The sequence below is a fragment of the Actinomadura napierensis genome, from assembly GCF_039529375.1.
GTDB classification, from domain to species: Bacteria; Actinomycetota; Actinomycetes; order Streptosporangiales; family Streptosporangiaceae; genus Spirillospora; species Spirillospora napierensis.
The window spans coordinates 58,187-72,275 of record NZ_BAAAMR010000007.1 but is presented as its reverse complement, the minus strand read 5'-3'; the positions used below and the strand labels follow the sequence as shown (position 1 = coordinate 72,275).

18 protein-coding genes are annotated in these 14,089 nt (G+C 69.5%); 9 read left to right on the top strand and 9 right to left on the bottom strand.

What is annotated here, in order from left to right:
• Positions 1–6: 6 nt before the first annotated feature.
• Positions 7–213, bottom strand: a complete 207-nt coding sequence (locus tag ABD296_RS06390; protein ID WP_344262481.1) for a hypothetical protein — start codon at positions 211–213, stop codon at positions 7–9.
• A 110-nt stretch (positions 214–323) separates the two neighbouring features.
• Positions 324–1,631 (bottom strand): hypothetical protein, encoded by a 1,308-nt coding sequence (locus ABD296_RS06385; RefSeq protein WP_344262479.1) that lies wholly within the window; start codon positions 1,629–1,631, stop codon positions 324–326.
• 96 nt (positions 1,632–1,727) lie between these two features.
• Between ABD296_RS06385 and ABD296_RS50490 the strand changes: the two genes are divergently transcribed.
• Positions 1,728–2,399: a maleylpyruvate isomerase N-terminal domain-containing protein gene (locus ABD296_RS50490; protein ID WP_407061446.1), complete on the top strand. Its 672-nt coding sequence runs from the start codon at positions 1,728–1,730 to the stop codon at positions 2,397–2,399.
• A 269-nt stretch (positions 2,400–2,668) separates the two neighbouring features.
• Here the strand turns inward: ABD296_RS50490 and ABD296_RS06375 are convergent, their stop codons facing one another.
• Complete coding sequence (locus ABD296_RS06375) at positions 2,669–3,088, bottom strand: winged helix-turn-helix transcriptional regulator (RefSeq protein ID WP_344262475.1); 420 nt, start codon at positions 3,086–3,088, stop codon at positions 2,669–2,671.
• 107 nt (positions 3,089–3,195) lie between these two features.
• On the opposite strand from ABD296_RS06375, the gene ABD296_RS06370 reads away from it, so the two are divergent.
• The 5 genes from ABD296_RS06370 to ABD296_RS06350 all read left to right on the top strand — a co-directional run bounded on the left by ABD296_RS06370 (position 3,196) and on the right by ABD296_RS06350 (position 7,665).
• On the top strand, positions 3,196–3,915 hold the full coding sequence (locus ABD296_RS06370; RefSeq protein WP_344262473.1) for a DsbA family oxidoreductase: 720 nt from the start codon (positions 3,196–3,198) through the stop codon (positions 3,913–3,915).
• An 81-nt stretch (positions 3,916–3,996) separates the two neighbouring features.
• The gene (locus ABD296_RS06365; protein WP_344262471.1) at positions 3,997–4,686 is read left to right on the top strand and encodes an SDR family NAD(P)-dependent oxidoreductase; all 690 of its coding nucleotides are present in this window, start codon (positions 3,997–3,999) and stop codon (positions 4,684–4,686) included.
• Between the two features lie 801 nt (positions 4,687–5,487).
• Entirely contained in the window at positions 5,488–6,651 is a 1,164-nt protein-coding gene (locus ABD296_RS06360) for a pentapeptide repeat-containing protein (protein ID WP_344262468.1), read from the top strand.
• A gap of 262 nt (positions 6,652–6,913) precedes the next feature.
• On the top strand, positions 6,914–7,318 hold the full coding sequence (locus tag ABD296_RS06355; protein ID WP_344262466.1) for a RidA family protein: 405 nt from the start codon (positions 6,914–6,916) through the stop codon (positions 7,316–7,318).
• Between the two features lie 110 nt (positions 7,319–7,428).
• Positions 7,429–7,665 carry a hypothetical protein gene (locus tag ABD296_RS06350; protein ID WP_344262464.1) on the top strand — a complete coding sequence of 79 codons (237 nt, stop codon included), beginning with the start codon at positions 7,429–7,431 and terminating at the stop codon, positions 7,663–7,665.
• A gap of 260 nt (positions 7,666–7,925) precedes the next feature.
• Here the strand turns inward: ABD296_RS06350 and ABD296_RS06345 are convergent, their stop codons facing one another.
• The 3 genes from ABD296_RS06345 to ABD296_RS06335 form a co-directional block, all read right to left on the bottom strand.
• A complete protein-coding gene (locus ABD296_RS06345; protein WP_344262461.1) occupies positions 7,926–8,432 on the bottom strand; it encodes an FAD-binding oxidoreductase in 507 nt (168 codons plus the stop codon).
• 225 nt (positions 8,433–8,657) lie between these two features.
• Positions 8,658–9,197, bottom strand: a complete 540-nt coding sequence (locus ABD296_RS06340; RefSeq protein ID WP_344262643.1) for a chorismate mutase — start codon at positions 9,195–9,197, stop codon at positions 8,658–8,660.
• A gap of 180 nt (positions 9,198–9,377) precedes the next feature.
• Entirely contained in the window at positions 9,378–9,971 is a 594-nt protein-coding gene (locus ABD296_RS06335) for a hypothetical protein (protein ID WP_344262459.1), read from the bottom strand.
• A gap of 112 nt (positions 9,972–10,083) precedes the next feature.
• On the opposite strand from ABD296_RS06335, the gene ABD296_RS06330 reads away from it, so the two are divergent.
• Positions 10,084–10,686 carry a TetR/AcrR family transcriptional regulator gene (locus tag ABD296_RS06330; RefSeq protein WP_344262457.1) on the top strand — a complete coding sequence of 201 codons (603 nt, stop codon included), beginning with the start codon at positions 10,084–10,086 and terminating at the stop codon, positions 10,684–10,686.
• Here the strand turns inward: ABD296_RS06330 and ABD296_RS06325 are convergent.
• Positions 10,673–11,041: a VOC family protein gene (locus ABD296_RS06325; protein ID WP_344262455.1), complete on the bottom strand. Its 369-nt coding sequence runs from the start codon at positions 11,039–11,041 to the stop codon at positions 10,673–10,675. The genes ABD296_RS06330 and ABD296_RS06325 overlap by 14 nt on opposite strands.
• A 35-nt stretch (positions 11,042–11,076) precedes the next feature.
• Positions 11,077–11,853: an oxidoreductase gene (locus ABD296_RS06320; protein ID WP_344262453.1), complete on the bottom strand. Its 777-nt coding sequence runs from the start codon at positions 11,851–11,853 to the stop codon at positions 11,077–11,079.
• A 79-nt stretch (positions 11,854–11,932) separates the two neighbouring features.
• Here ABD296_RS06320 and ABD296_RS06315 point away from each other — a divergent pair, with 79 nt between their 5' ends.
• Positions 11,933–12,520 (top strand): TetR/AcrR family transcriptional regulator, encoded by a 588-nt coding sequence (locus ABD296_RS06315; RefSeq protein ID WP_344262451.1) that lies wholly within the window; start codon positions 11,933–11,935, stop codon positions 12,518–12,520.
• A 149-nt stretch (positions 12,521–12,669) separates the two neighbouring features.
• Here the strand turns inward: ABD296_RS06315 and ABD296_RS06310 are convergent, their stop codons facing one another.
• Complete coding sequence (locus tag ABD296_RS06310) at positions 12,670–12,861, bottom strand: aldo/keto reductase (protein WP_344262449.1); 192 nt, start codon at positions 12,859–12,861, stop codon at positions 12,670–12,672.
• Between the two features lie 369 nt (positions 12,862–13,230).
• On the opposite strand from ABD296_RS06310, the gene ABD296_RS06305 reads away from it, so the two are divergent.
• A complete protein-coding gene (locus ABD296_RS06305; protein ID WP_344262447.1) occupies positions 13,231–14,034 on the top strand; it encodes a thioesterase family protein in 804 nt (267 codons plus the stop codon).
• The last annotated feature ends 55 nt before the right edge of the window (positions 14,035–14,089 follow it).

Here is a 14,089-nt window from a genome sequence, read left to right as displayed (position 1 = left end):
AGGTGGTTACACGCGACGGTCGGTGTCGGCCACGTCGGGCGGGACGGTCACCGAGGTGACTCCCCCATCGGATATGCCGTCGATCCCCCGGTGGATCGCGGTGGCCTCGTCCTCGTGCAGCATCATTGGCGGGATCACCGACACGTTCGGGTTCCTCGCGAACCCCGCCGGGACGCACTCCTCCGACTCCAGGACGCGGTAGTACTCATCCACCTACTTCCCGGCGTCCTCGTCAACGGGCGCCCGCGGCCGCGCCCCGGCCGACACCATCGACCGCCTGGAGCCGGCCCGCAGCCGACGCTCACCGCACGTCGAACCACGCGTTAGGCGGCTTTGTCGGCGGGGGCGGTTCGCCGGCGTGCCCGCTCGCGCCATTGGCGCTGGCGAATGTGGCCCATGACGAGCATCCAGGTGCACATGGCGGTGATCACGGTGAAGAACAGAGCGAGGCCCAGCGCCGAGCCCCAGTCCATGGTGGTGTCGTCTGTGGGCGGCTTCCGGAACGACCGCCATGCCGTTACGCCCGCCCAGATGTCCAAAGAACCGAACAAGGCGATGACGGCGCCGCATCCCACGGTGTAGCCGACCAGGAACCGTCTGCTCACGGGCCGGTTGATCTCCGGTTCCGGCTCGTGGTCGGCGGGAAGGACCTCATACGGCTCGATCTCGTCTCCATGTTGGAGGCTGGGGAAGTCCAGACCGACATCGAGCCAGCCGACCCGCGCCTTGGTGCCGTAGTCGACGGCCACCTCCCGGAGCAGGCCCGGCTCTTGGACGAAGCCGATGGTCAGGCCGTCGGCCACGACGACCTCATCGCGCAGGACCCGTGCGCGGTGCCCGACGGCCAGTTGCTCTCCTCCATGGGGCGAGAACTGCGCCGGCTGGACACGCGCCACGGCCACCACGGCATTCGACCCTGCGGACATGACGGTGAGGAGTCGCTTGCGTCCCTCGGTCTGCTGCGGAGGCGGCACGTCATACGCGTGGACGATGTCTCCGGGACGTATATCGGGATGGCCCAGAAACAGGGTCCCGGCGCATCCATGCGAAAGCTCGTCCAGCGGTCCGCCGCCTCCGTCCGCGAGGGCCAGCACGCGCAGCGCCTCGACAACCGGCCGTCCATCGCGCACGACCCGCACTCGGGCACCGACCGCCAGCCTGCCTTCTGCGACGACGGCCCGCGCGACGGGCCCTGCCAGGGGATCGGCGGCGACCTCGCGGACCTCGGCTCGTCCGAGCAGGCGCCGTTGCTCCGGGAATGGATCCTGGTACCCCGGGGCGAGATCGGATCGGATCCCCGCGGGGTCCGTGCGGACATAGGCCTGGATCTGATCGCCATCGAGGACGTGCCGGTGACCGATGGCCATGACGCATCGGCCCAGGATGTCGACCCGCTCCTTGGCCTCCAGCCGGGACCTGAGGTAGGTCCTTGTCATCAGGGCCCCGATACGGAGATCCTCGGCGATCACCACGCCGTGCCGGAGCAACCTCGCCCGTGCGCCCCGCACGATCTTCCCGCCTCCGTTCACCCGGCCTTCCGGAAGAAGACCGAACCCCGGTACGTCCTGGAAGCCCGACACGGTCACCTGGCACAGCCGCTTCTCGCCGACCCAGATGGTCTGCATCCCCATGTTCATCCTCGTGACGCGATCTCCGGTGGACCCTGTTCCGGATAGGACGGGAGCGACCATGGCGTCCGTTCCAGAGTTCAGCCACAGAAGCTTGCAGTGAACACTGGCATTTCCATCCGGACCACTCACCCCGTCGCCGTCACAACCTCCGCCCGGAGCCGGGACCGCCTCGTGCCCACCCTCACCGACCACGCGTTCGCCACCGAGTGCCGCGCCCTCACCGCCGCGCTGCGGGCGCTCGCGCCGTCCGCCTTCAGCCGTCCGACGCGATGCGACGGCTGGTCCGTCTGGTCGTGGCGCATGTCCACGTCGGGGCGAGCCGCATCCTCGACCTTCCGGGTAAGGCGCCCGGCCCCACCAACCCGGACCCGCTCGCCTACAACCGCGCCACCGGCGCGTACGCCCCGAGCGTGTACAGGCCAGGCGGCGGGCCGTCACCAAGAGGCTTCAACGGTCCCCCGATCCCCGCGAACTGGCGGACGATCTCGCGAGCCTCGCCGAAGCCGCCGCCCGGCAGCTCATGCAGCAGCCACCGCGACACGCGGTCCGGGTCCACTGGGTCCGGTGCTGGCACTGGAGGACTATGTGCGCACCCGGGTCGTAGAGGTCGGAGTCCACGGCCTCGACTCACCGGGCTGCTCGGCGGGCCCGTTCCCGCCGGGTTCACCTGGGCTCCGATGGACCTGCTCAGAGTGGATTCCGGACGCCGGGCCCTCACCCCGGCCGAACGGGAGGCGCTCGGCCCGCGCTCGACCCGATTCCCGCTGATCCGCTAACTCGGCGCTCACTCTACGTCCCTCAGTCCAGATGTCGCGGCCCAGGACTGCGCTGCTCGGGCCCGGACAAGGTGGCCAGATAGGCGGTGGCCGCGGTGGGCGAGGGCGGCGACCCGTCGCAGTCCAGACGCCGCATTTCGCCCATGGTCCCGCCTCCACCTCCCTCTATCGCAGATGAGCTCGCCGATCGGGAAGGGCCCTGGAGCGGGTCACCGCGGTGGTCCGGTCGCTGGAGGCGGCGGCGTCGGTGGCCGCCGCAACTCAGGACCGGGATGCGGAGGATGCGCTGGTGCCGGCCCGGGAACGGTTGGCGCGGATCTCGTCGTGGTGGTCGGCCGCCCAGCCGATCAGCTGCCTGACGATCTCGTTCAGGCCGCCGCCGAGCGGGGCGAGCGCGTACTCGACGCGCGGTGGCACCTCGGCGTAGGCGGTACGGGTGATCAACCCGTCCTGTGTGAGTTGGCGAAGGGTGTGGGTCAGCATGCGCTGGGAGATGCCCGGGATCTGGCGCTGCAGGCCGGTGTAGCGCATCGGGCCGCCCTCCAGGACGGCGATGATCAACATGCTCCACTTGTCGCCCACCCGGTCGAGCACCTGGCGGATGAAGTCCATGTGCTCGGCGGGGATGCTCGCGCACGGCCCGACCGAAGCCGCCATCCCGATACCTGCGCTGTCCTGCATGGCGCCCGTTCCTCTCCGTCGCGCACACCGATGTGCCTTTTGTAGCGCCTTCCATACTGGCCCATAATGGCGTTACGAACAAACAGTAGGAATCGGAGGTCAGGGCAATGAAGGTAGAGATCTGGGCTGAGATCACCTGCCCCTGGTGCGGTCTGGGCGGCCATCGGCTGGATCGGGCCGTGGAGCGGTTCGAGCACGGCGGCCACGTAGAGGTGGTCCACCGCTCGTTCCCTCTGGGCAGTGGCCTCCCCGAGGACCGCACGCTCAGCGTCCGCGAATTTTTGCTGGCCAAGTACGGCGTCATCCCCGGGCAGGCCGGCGTACCGGATATCGAAGGCATGGCCGCCGCCGAGGGCCTGGCCCCCTACCGGGTCCTGGACAACCGAGTCGGGAACACCGACCTGGCCCACGAGTTCCTGGCCCACGCCTCCGCCGAAGGCAAGAACGGCGAAGCCTGGAACATGATCTTCCGCGCCTACTTCGGCAGAGCCGAGTCGATCTTCACGCTCGACGACCTGCTCGGCCTGGCCGACGAGATCGGCCTGGACCGCGAACAGACTCGCCAGGTGCTCGCCGACCGGCGCTACCGCCGTCAGGTACAGCAAGACGCACGCCAGGCACAGCAGTTCGGGGCAACCGGTGCCCCCTTCACCGTCATCGACGGCCGGTACGCCCTTGCAGGAGCGCAGGACACCGACACCGTGTTCGGCATCCTGCGCCGGGTCTGGGACGAGACCCACCCGACCGTTCTCGTTGCCAACAACGACGCGGCGATCTGCGGCCCAGACGGCTGCGCGGTTCCCTCCGCCCACGCCGCCCACGCCTGATCTACCCGCCTGATCCACACGCCTGCCGGGGCATCCGATCTCCGCATGTCCCGGCGGTCACGACACGGAAGAGATCTCACTGTGCCCACTCTCGCCATCGTCGGCGCCGGCCCCGGCATGGGCCTGGCCATCGCCCGCACCTTCGGAGGCCGCGGCTTCGACGTCGCCCTGATCGCCCGTACCAAGGAGAAGCTGGAAACGCTGGTCGCCCAGCTCGGCCAGGAAGGCATCACGGCCGCCGCGTTCCCCGCCGACGTCCTCGACCGCGCCTCACTGACCGATGCCCTGGACGCGGCCAGGGCCCGCTTCGGCGGCATCGACGTACTGGAGTACTCGCCGGCCCCGCATTCCCCAGTGCCCGGCCTCACCCTGGCCGCTCCCTCGGAGGTCACAGTGGACAATCTGCAGCCGGTGATCGAGTACGCCTTCTACGGCGCCATCACGGCGGCCCGGACGGTGCTGCCCGCGATGCGCGAGGCGGGCGCCGGGACTCTGCTGTTCACCACCGGCGGCGGTTCGGTGGACCCGCTGCCGATGTTCGGCAACACCAACCCGGCCCAAGCAGCCCTGCGCAACTGGGTGATCAACCTGGACAAGGAACTGGCCGGCACCGGCGTGCACGCCGCGCATGTGGCGATCAACGTCTGGATCGGCGAGGGCGTCGTGGGCGCCCCGGAAGGCAGTCCGACCGCCACGCCCGAGCAGATCGCCCCCTTGTACTGGGACCTGCACGAAAACCGCGACCGCTCCGAGGCCGTCTTCAACGCCTGATCGGCCGACTCACCCCGTACTTGTGCTCCGGCGCCCGCCCCGACACTCCAGCCGTGGAGTCACGCCGGATCACCGGCCCCCAGGGGGAGATGGGTTGCCACTGATCTCGGGCTCGGCGCCACCGAGCCGAAGCTGGTTCGCGCTGCCGGGTCCATGCTGATCGGCCACCTGCTGCAGGCGGTGGCCTCGGGTACGGCAGGCCGCGCCCGCTTCCCGGGCCTGCCGTACCCGAGGCCACCCGCCAGCGGGGTCGGAACCGCATTCAACTCTCCCCGCGAGACGCCTACCGTGCAGGTCAGACCCCCTACCGGACCCCTCTACCAGGGGCCTACCGAGGTAGAGGGCCGCCGCCTGCGAAGCGTCTCGGCAAGCTCGCGGCGAGCCGCCACGCCGAACTGACGCCGTCGTCTTTTCGGGGTTCTGATCGGCCTTCATCTCGGGGACTCGTCTACGAAAAGAAGACGCCGCCACCAACACCCCAGCTACCTTGCGGCTCGCCGTCGCGGGGTCCCACCGGTTGAGCACGACTAGGAACGGGATGCCACGCGGGCGCAGGACGCGTTCGATGGTGAACTCAGCCGGGTCGCGCGCGGAACCGCTACGAGTTCAGGAACAGGCAGTTAGTGATCGTCCACGTTCATGTGGTCATAACGGCAGGTCGTCCCGCGTGGCGACATCAAAGCGTCCGATCTGACCGATCGATCCGCTCCGAGTGGTGGGGACGGCCCCGTCCCCACCGCTGCCAAACCCTGTTGGATGGCGCTTGTCGGTATCGCCCATGGTGCCTAGGGTCTCGTAATCATGAGCGGACGGAACTCGGTGGACCGGCGACGCGGGGACCGGATTGCCGGAGTTCTCCGCAGCCGTTTCCTGCGAGTTTTGCTGCTCGCCGCAGCAAGCCTCGCGGTCCTGACCGTGGTGCTGGTGATCCTGCCCGGGCTGCTGGTCGAGCACGACCTCGCTGGGGCGCGCGTCGAGGCCAAGGAACGCCTGACGGCGGTGAACAACGTGCGCACCACGCTGCTCCAGGCACTCGCCGGGCTCGTCGTGCTCTTTGGCGCGTACTCCACTTGGCGGCAGATCCAAGTCGGCCGGGACGGCCTGGCCGCGACCCGTGAGGGACAGGTCACTGACCGCTTCAGCCGCGCGGTCGACCAACTCGGCAGCGACAACCTCGACGTGCGCATCGGCGGCCTGCACGCGCTGTCGCGGGTCGCCGGCCATTCTCCGCATGACGTGGAAGCCATCATCTCGATCACGACGGCGTTCGTGCGGACGCATCTGCCCTGGCCTCCCCCGGACGGCGAGGCATCCGACGCCAGCATGCCGATCAACTCCGTGCGCCCGCTTGAGACAAGATGCCCCGACGCCCAGGTGGCCCTGACCGCGCTCGGCGTCCTCAACCAGCATGGACACCGCCCGGACTGGCTCAACCTGAGTCTCACCGACCTGCGTCGGGCCGACTGCGACGGCTTGTGGCTCCACGAGATCAACTTCGACCACGCATGTCTGGAGGCAGCGAGCTTCTACGAAGCCAACCTGAGCGGAGCGTCGCTGGTGTCGGTGAATCTGCGACACGCGGAGCTCACAAGATCGATGCTGCGCCGGTTCCGCTGCGTGGCCTCCGATCTGCGAGGCGCCCTTCTGGTCGAGGCCGCCCTTACCGACGCCGATCTCGTCGGCAGCGACCTGCGCGAGGCGAATCTGCGCAAGGCACGTGCTCGCGGAGCGGTACTGAACAGGGCGGACCTGCGGCTGGCCGATTTGCGGGGAACCGACCTGAGCGCCGCCCACCTGGATGGGGCGAAGCTGGAGGGCGCGCTGGTCAGCGACCAAACCCGGTGGCCACACGGCTTCGAGCCCACCAACGTCGTCACCACCGAGGACCCTGGCCCCGAATCCGAACCTCTCGCTCACCCCTCCGCGTTGCTGAGAGTCGTTCCCTCCCTGCAATCACTCCCTTGACCCCGTCCCGGACCGATATCAAGAACGCCGATACCGGCCGGGCCATTACCACCGCGGCAACCCTAACTTGGCCCACCGGCCAGATAGGCCGCTCACCAACGACCAGATAGCCTGCCCAACTCTCATGAACGCCAAAGATCGGCCGGCCAACTAACGCACCCAGTCACAATGGACGCCCTGGCGGCCTGACCGAATTCGGCAGGTCGCTGGTCACGGAAAAACGAGTTGCCCTCTGCTGGGATGGGCCTGCCAGACTCACCGTATGGCGGAGAAGATCACTCGTATCAATCCCGAGGGGCTCCACGAGACTCCCGGTTATCACCACATCACTGTCGTGGAGGCGGGGCGTACTGCGCATCTGGCAGGACAGTGTCCGGTCGACCTGGGTGGCGACGTGGTGGGTGTTGGGGACCTCGACGCGCAGATCGACCAGGTAGTGGTCAACGCGATGGCGGCCCTGCGGGCCGTGGCGGCTGGGCCGGAGGATGTCATACGGTCGGTGATCTATGTGGCGTCCAACGACCAGAAGGTGTTGGGCCACGCCTGGGCCAGGTTGGTCGATTCGGCCCTGGGAGAGGCGTTCACCACCGCGAGCACCCTGCTGGGAGTCGCGCAGCTGGGGTTTTCCGATCAGCTCATCGAAGTCGACCTCACCGCAGCCCTTTAAGCACGGGAAGCGGCAGGCATTGGTGGTCGGGTTCGGCGGCGACGGGTGACCCTCCTGGGACTTCGGCAGAGAGTCTCCCGCGAGCCGCGCAATGGCCAAGCGCGTCGGCGATGGCGGCGACATGGGCAGCGGCGGATGCTACCTCCCGGTCCGGGACCGGCGTGCTCGGCGGCGGCCGTCCGCTGGCCGAGGTCGCCGACGCCGAGATCGGCGCCGCCCTCGCCGAGCTGTGGGGGGAGGCGAAGCCGGCGACGTGGAACTGTAACCGCGCCGCCGTCGCCTCCTGGCTCACCTGGTGCCAGACCCGCAAGCGGTGGGCGGCGCCGTCGGTGCCGGCAGACTGCTAGCGCCGCCGCGAGAACGTCGACACCACCAAGGCCGTCGCCCGCACCACGCTGCACCGGTTGGTGTCGCGCCGTGGCGTCTAGGGGTGTCCGGACCGGCTTGGCGCACGGCCAGGGCCGGCTGGGTGCCCCACACGCCGTCTTCTGCGGGATCGCCTTTAATCGCGCCGGGCCGCGACGAGCACGGTCCGCCCGGCACCGTGGCGAATTCCCGTCCGTGCCGCAGTCCGTGCGCGGTGAGAGCCTTCGTCATCCGGTCCGCGTCATAGGCGTTGCCGCCGTTGCGGGTGGCGTGCCAGCCGGCGACGGCCCGGCGCAAGGGGAATGGTTCCGGTCGCGACGGCCGGCGGGGGGTGGAGACGGATCCGCGCCGACGTCACGACGCCGAAGTTGCCGCCCCCGCCGCGCAACGCCCAGAACAGGTCGGGTTCGTGCTCGGCGTCGGTGTCCACTCGGGAGCCGTCGGCGAGGACGACCTCGGCGCCGAGCGGATTGACGGCCGCGAGCCCGAACCGCCCGGTCAGCGGGCCGTATCCGCCGCCCAGTGTGATTCCGACCATGCCCACGGCGCCGGCCGTCCCAGTGACGGCGGTCAGTCCCGTCCGCTCGGCGGCGGCCACGACGTCGGACGAGAGTGCGCCGCCCTTCACCGTCGCAACGCGTCGGTCGGCGTCGACATCGACTCCGCGCATGTCGGCCAGGTCGATGACCAGTCCCCCAGGGCGAAGCGCCCGTCCCCAGAAGTCGTGTCCGCCACCGCGTACCGACACCGGCACGCCGTGCTCGCGAGCCGCACGACCACAGCGGGACGGATGTCGACCGCCGCGTTGAACAGCGTCATGGACCTTACATACTCCGGGCCGTCGGCGAGCACGCGGTCGGAGGTGATCGTGGACCGCAGGTCTGCCAACAGCGCGGCGCTCACTTCGTCGCTGCGATCGACGTCGAGGCGTCGTGCATGGTGGCCTCCTATGATTCCCATGCGCGGCCGGTACTCAGTTCTTGCGGGCGGCGCACACCGAGTGCACCGCCCGCCTGAGTGCCTGGCGGTGAAGGGCGTCCAGGCGTTCCAGTACCGTGCCCGAACCGGCGGCCACGGCGAGGTGCACGGCGCATGCCGTCGGCTCGTCGCGCACTCGGACCGTGGCCTTGAGCTCGCGGAGCAGGTCCGCGGTCAACTGGTCGAGGCGCGTGCGGATCTGCCCGAGATCAGGACGGGTCGACGGGGCTTCTCCGGGGTGCACGGACCAGCGCGCGAACAGCCCTTCCTGCACGAGCTTGCTCGCGGTGATCTGGTCCTGGAAGAAGGCCGTCGCCGACACCGGATCGAGCCCGATCTCGCCGGCCTGGCTGCGCACCTGTTCCAGAACTTGCTGCTCGCGTGCGGGGTCGTCGATCGGTGAGCCGGTACCGAACTTGGACGCGGCCACGTCGTCGCTCACGTGGAGCCGCTGGATGATGAGGTCGGTCAATTGGCCGAGCCTACCGAGCGATCTGTCCGGTTCGAGGGCGTCGTTCGAAGGGTTGGTGTCCATCGGTGCACTTGCGGCGTCGGCCTGGGGAAGGGGCACTCGCGCCGCCGCGACCACCAGCGCAGTGACTGCGAGACTGCGTGCCACGGTGCTGCTCGAAATCAACTGTCGGCCTTCCTCTCGATGTCGGTCGTGAGGCGCCGGCCGTCTCCAGGTGTCATGGCCGGCCGCCCGGGAGCGGTTCTAGATCATCGGCCGTTCAGGGGTTGCCGACGCTGCGACGGCACCGTTCGCGGCGCGGTCGAGGCGGATGGCCGAGATCAGGAAGAAGATGCCGCCGGGGATGGCGTAGCCGGCCGCGTTGGTCAGTGTCGGGTCGTCCGCGGAGGCGCCGATGATGAACGAGCCGCCGGCGAGCACGGAGATGGCACCGCTGACGATCATCGGCCACTGGCCGCCCATGCTGCGCCGGGTGACACCCACGATCAACTGGACCAGCCCGGCCACGACCGCCCAAGCGCCCCACACCCGCAGGACCGCCGGAATGCCCGACGCGCAGGCGATCGCCACGCCGGCGGCGGTGAGCAGGCTGACCGCGATGTTCACGTACAGCAGCGTGAGCGATCCAGTGGTGCGCGAGGCGCGGGCGTCGATGATGGCGGCGGCCACGTCGAACAGCGGGTAGAGCACGAGGAGAGTGACCGCGAGCGGCCCCAGGTTCGAGGCGGTCGTGAACATCACCAGGGCCCAGACGATGGCGAACCCGAAGCGGACGAAGTACAGCCGCCGCAGGGTGGAAGCGGTCCCGGCGATGTCGCGTGAAGCGATGGTGCTCACAGTGGTCCCTTTCGATCAGCGAGGGAGAACGAACGTTCTGTCTTAAGTAGAGTCGCAATGTCGCCGCGCATTGTCAAGACCGAACGTTCTACCTCCCGTTAGAATGTCCCCCATGAGGCAAGAATCCGCAGGCCGGCCCTCCGAGGCGCGCTCCCGCCTGCTCGGCACGGCGACCCGGATCTTCTACACGGAGGGGATCCACTCGGTCGGGATCGACCGGATCGTCGCGGAAGCCCAGGTCACGCGGGCCACTCTCTACCGGCACTTCTCCAGCAAGGAGGACCTCGTCCTGGCCTATCTGGCCGAGGTCGATCAAGCCACGCGCGCCCAGGTGGACGATGCCGTCTCCCACGGGCTACCAGCGGCCGACACCGTCCAGGCCCTCAGCGAGTCCATCGCGCAGGGCATCCGATCCCCCGGCTTCCGAGGATGCGCGTTCCTGAACGCCGCCGCCGAATACTCCGATCCCGATCACCCGGTGCACCAGGCCGTCATCGTCCACAGGCAATGGTTCCTGGACACCGTGACCGAGCTGCTGGCAGGCGTCGGGGAGACGCCCGCCGAACCCGCCGCCCGGCACTTCGTGATGCTGCGCGACGGCGCCATGGCCGCCGGCTGCCTCTTCGACCCGGACCTGATCTGCGAAACCTTCCTGCGCGGGGTCGACGGCCTGCTGCAGGCGCATGCCGCACCTGGCAGGGTCAAGCCCATCTGAGACAGAAGGGATGTCCGGCCGGGCTGGCGTACACCCGGGCGCCCTGCCGAGCGGAGGCGACGACATCGCCGGTCGGTCGCAGCCGTCTACCGCCGGCGTCGAGCACGCGCTCGTCTGCGGTCACCGCGTCGTCCGTGGCGAGGTCGAAGTGCATCTGCTGGGAGGCGCCGTCGGGCCATTGCGGCGGTGCATGCCCCGGGGCGTGCTGGATCACGATCACGGGAAAGCCGTCGATCCGCAGGAAGTGGTGCGTCGCCGTCCTCGTGATCGAGCCGCCGAGCAGCCGGTGCCAGAATGCGCTCTCGCTCTCCAGGTCCTCGGCGTCCACGATCAGTGACGTCAGGCTGAAGGTCATGATGTCTCTCCTCGGATCGCGTGTCGGGGCGGGGCTCAGACCACGGGGATGATGCCGCCGTCGACCCGGAACTGGGCGCCGGTGAGCCACTTGGCCCGGTCGGACGCGAGGAACGCGATCATCTCGGCGACGTCCTCGGGTTCGCCCGGGCGCCCCATCGGCACCTTCAGTTGGTCCACGATCTGCTGCTTGACGGCGTCGATTCCGATGCCCTGGCCGTCGGCCATGTGCTGAAGGTGGGCGGCCGCCCCCTCGGTGAAGATGAAGCCCGGCAGGACGCACACCACGCGTACGCCGTGCCGTCCCACCTCCGTCGCCAACTCGCGGCTGTAGGCGTTGAGCGCCGCCTTCGACGCGTCGTACGACGCCTCCGCAGGCTGCGGGAGGCGGCTGGAGATGGAGGAAACGTGCACCACGACGCCGGAGCCGCGCTCGACCATCCCGGGGACCAGGGCCCGGTCGAGGCGGACCGCGCCGAGCAGGTTCATCTCCAGGTCGGCGAGCCAGATCGCGTCCGACCTCTCCAGGGTCGGCATAGGTCCGGTCGCGGGGGCCGCTGCGTTGTTGACCAGGACGTCGACGCCTCCGACCTCGTCCACCACCCGGCGGCCGAGTTCCGCCACCCCCTCCTCCGATCCCAGGTCGGCGGGAATGAAGGCGGCGGGCAGGTCTTCCGGCGGAGCGGTTCGCGAGGCCGTCAGCACGGTGGCGCCGGCTGCGGCGAAACGACGGGCCGTCGCCGCCCCGAGTCCCCGGCTGCCGCCGGTCACCAGCACCCGCAGGCCGGCGAGCCCGTCGTGATCCTGCGTCATGGCGTACTCCCTCAGTAAGGTGAACCTGGCTCCGGAAACTGTACAACAACCGGAGTCCGATTCACCTTATGGAGGACCGTTGCCGTCATCACGTCCGCTGCGCGCCGATGCCCGCCGCAACCGCGACGCACTCGTGGTCGCAGCGCGGGAGGCGTTCCTCGCCGGTGACGCCGCCCATGTGGAGGAGATCGCCCGCCGGGCCGGCGTGGCCGTCGGCACCCTCTACCGCCACTTCGAGACACGCGAAGCGCTCGTCGCGGAGGTGTACCGCCAGGAGGTCGCCGAGCTCTGCGCGGCCCCCGCCCTGCTGCTCGCCCAACACGCCCCGGACGAAGCACTGCGCACCTTCCTGCTGCTGCTCGTGGAGCACGCGGCAGTGGGCAGAGGGATGGGCGAGGCGCTGGAGAGCATCATGGCGACCGATTCGCCGGTCTTCGACGACGCGCGCGACGAGATGGCCCGCGCCCTCGACGAACTTCTCGCCGCAGGCGTTGCGGCCGGCCTCGTCCGCGATGACGTCAAGGGACGCGTCGTCCTTCGCGCCCTCGGCGGCATCTGCGGAATGCGCGCCAAGGGCTGGAAGGACGATGCACTACAGGTCGTGACGGTGCTGTACGACGGGTTGCGCTACGGCGCGGCGGACCGCGGCCACAACGCACCCGAGTGAGGCCATCCGTTGCTGGGGGCGGTCATGCTTCCAGCACGAGCCCGAACCGGTAGCCGCCGTCTTCCTCGACGGGTGCCCGTCAAGATCGGCACACCAGGGGCGGAGCGTTGGTGCTCGGCGCGGCCCTTCGTCCGAGTGTGCGGGGTGGGTCAGTCCAGGCGCCCGCCCTGGCCTCCGTCGGGGTCGATCTCGGCGATGGCGGCCAGGTCCTCGGCGGTCAGCTTCACCTGGGCGGCGGCGATGTTGTCGGCGACGCGGTCGGTGTTGCGGGAGCCCGGGATCGGGACGATGTAGGGCTTTGGCCAGCAGCCAGGCCAGCGCGAGCTGGGAGAGGGTGGCACCCTTGGACTCAGCGACCAGGGCCTCGCGGGGCTGGACGGCGCCGTTGAAGAACCCGCGGGCCAGTGGCGAGTAGGCGACCAGGCCGATGCCGAGCTCTTCCAGCATCAGCGCAGTGCGCGCCAGATGGTCGCGGCGTACCGGATCGGTCGATGACGCTCCGCTCAGCCAGGACGAAGCCGTCGACGCCGCCAGGGCAGCCGCTGTTGCCCAGGGTCACCCCCCTGGGGGCCTGGTGGCCCCGCGGGCGGTTAGGTTCTGCCCGGGCCGCTGTCACGACCGGATGACCGCCCTGATCACCGCGCGGCTGCACGGCCCGTTGCCTGTCCCCCGGTCGGGGAAGCTTTCGGCTGTTCAGTAGCTTTTGCCTCATGCAGCAGATCACCGAGGAGCACCTCTTCGATCGGGACACCCGGCTTGTCTCGGCCGGCGTCGGCGTCTATGCCGCCCAGCTCACCGACCGCTGGAACACCGCCAGTGGCAACCCCAACGGCGGCTACCTGATGGCGGTTGGTGTCCGGGCTCTGCAGCAGCACTCCGAGTTCGGCGATCCGCTGGTGGCCTCGGCGTTCTTTCTCCGGCCCGGGGCCCCTGGGACAGCCCGGATCGAGGTGGAGACGGCCCGGCAGGGGCGCCGGACGTCCACCAGCGAGGCCCGGATGCACCAGGATGGCAAGGAGATCTTGCGCGTCGTCGCCACATTCGCCGACCTGGACCAGTCCAACGGCCGCACCCTGTCGCTGGCGCCCATGCCCGACCTGCCCGCGCCGGACGAGCTCGTTGACCCGCTGGCCGACGTCGCCCTGCCCGGCATCACCGTCGCCGACCGGGTCGAATACCGCGTGACCCAGCCGCCCGGCTGGCTGCGCGGCGAGCCCAGCGGCGACCCCAGCATGACCTTCTGGATGAGGTTCGCCGACGGCCGTGAACCCGACCTGGTGAGCCTGCCGTTCCTCGCCGACGCCGCCTACCCGGCCGTCATGGAACTGGGGGAACTCCCCTCCGCCACCATTGAACTGACCATCCACCTGCGCAACCGGCCCGCCCCCGGTTGGCTCGCCTGCCAGATCAGCACCCGGCACCTCACCGGCGGCTTCCACGAAGAAGACTGCGACATCTGGGACTCCCAGGGCACTCTGATCGCCCAGTCCCGGCAACTCGCCCTCCTCCAATAGCCGGACCTCACCAGGACCAACCTCAGCTCGCTCCCGCTCGGGCCGTCGCGATCCC

Excerpts from the sequence above, each read along its gene's own strand:
- ABD296_RS06330 (WP_344262457.1), top strand. The coding sequence starts at position 10,084 with ATGAGGCAAGAATCCGCAGGCCGGCCCTCCGAGGCGCGCTCCCGCCTG.
- ABD296_RS06355 (WP_344262466.1), top strand. The coding sequence starts at position 6,914 with ATGGCGGAGAAGATCACTCGTATCAATCCCGAGGGGCTCCACGAGACT.
- ABD296_RS06305 (WP_344262447.1), top strand. The coding sequence starts at position 13,231 with ATGCAGCAGATCACCGAGGAGCACCTCTTCGATCGGGACACCCGGCTT.
- ABD296_RS06350 (WP_344262464.1), top strand. The coding sequence starts at position 7,429 with ATGGCGGCGACATGGGCAGCGGCGGATGCTACCTCCCGGTCCGGGACC.
- ABD296_RS06375 (WP_344262475.1), bottom strand. The coding sequence starts at position 3,088 with ATGCAGGACAGCGCAGGTATCGGGATGGCGGCTTCGGTCGGGCCGTGC.
- ABD296_RS06320 (WP_344262453.1), bottom strand. The coding sequence starts at position 11,853 with ATGACGCAGGATCACGACGGGCTCGCCGGCCTGCGGGTGCTGGTGACC.
- ABD296_RS06385 (WP_344262479.1), bottom strand. The coding sequence starts at position 1,631 with ATGGGGATGCAGACCATCTGGGTCGGCGAGAAGCGGCTGTGCCAGGTG.
- ABD296_RS06325 (WP_344262455.1), bottom strand. The coding sequence starts at position 11,041 with ATGACCTTCAGCCTGACGTCACTGATCGTGGACGCCGAGGACCTGGAG.
- ABD296_RS06360 (WP_344262468.1), top strand. The coding sequence starts at position 5,488 with ATGAGCGGACGGAACTCGGTGGACCGGCGACGCGGGGACCGGATTGCC.
- ABD296_RS06370 (WP_344262473.1), top strand. The coding sequence starts at position 3,196 with ATGAAGGTAGAGATCTGGGCTGAGATCACCTGCCCCTGGTGCGGTCTG.
- ABD296_RS06340 (WP_344262643.1), bottom strand. The coding sequence starts at position 9,197 with ATGGACACCAACCCTTCGAACGACGCCCTCGAACCGGACAGATCGCTC.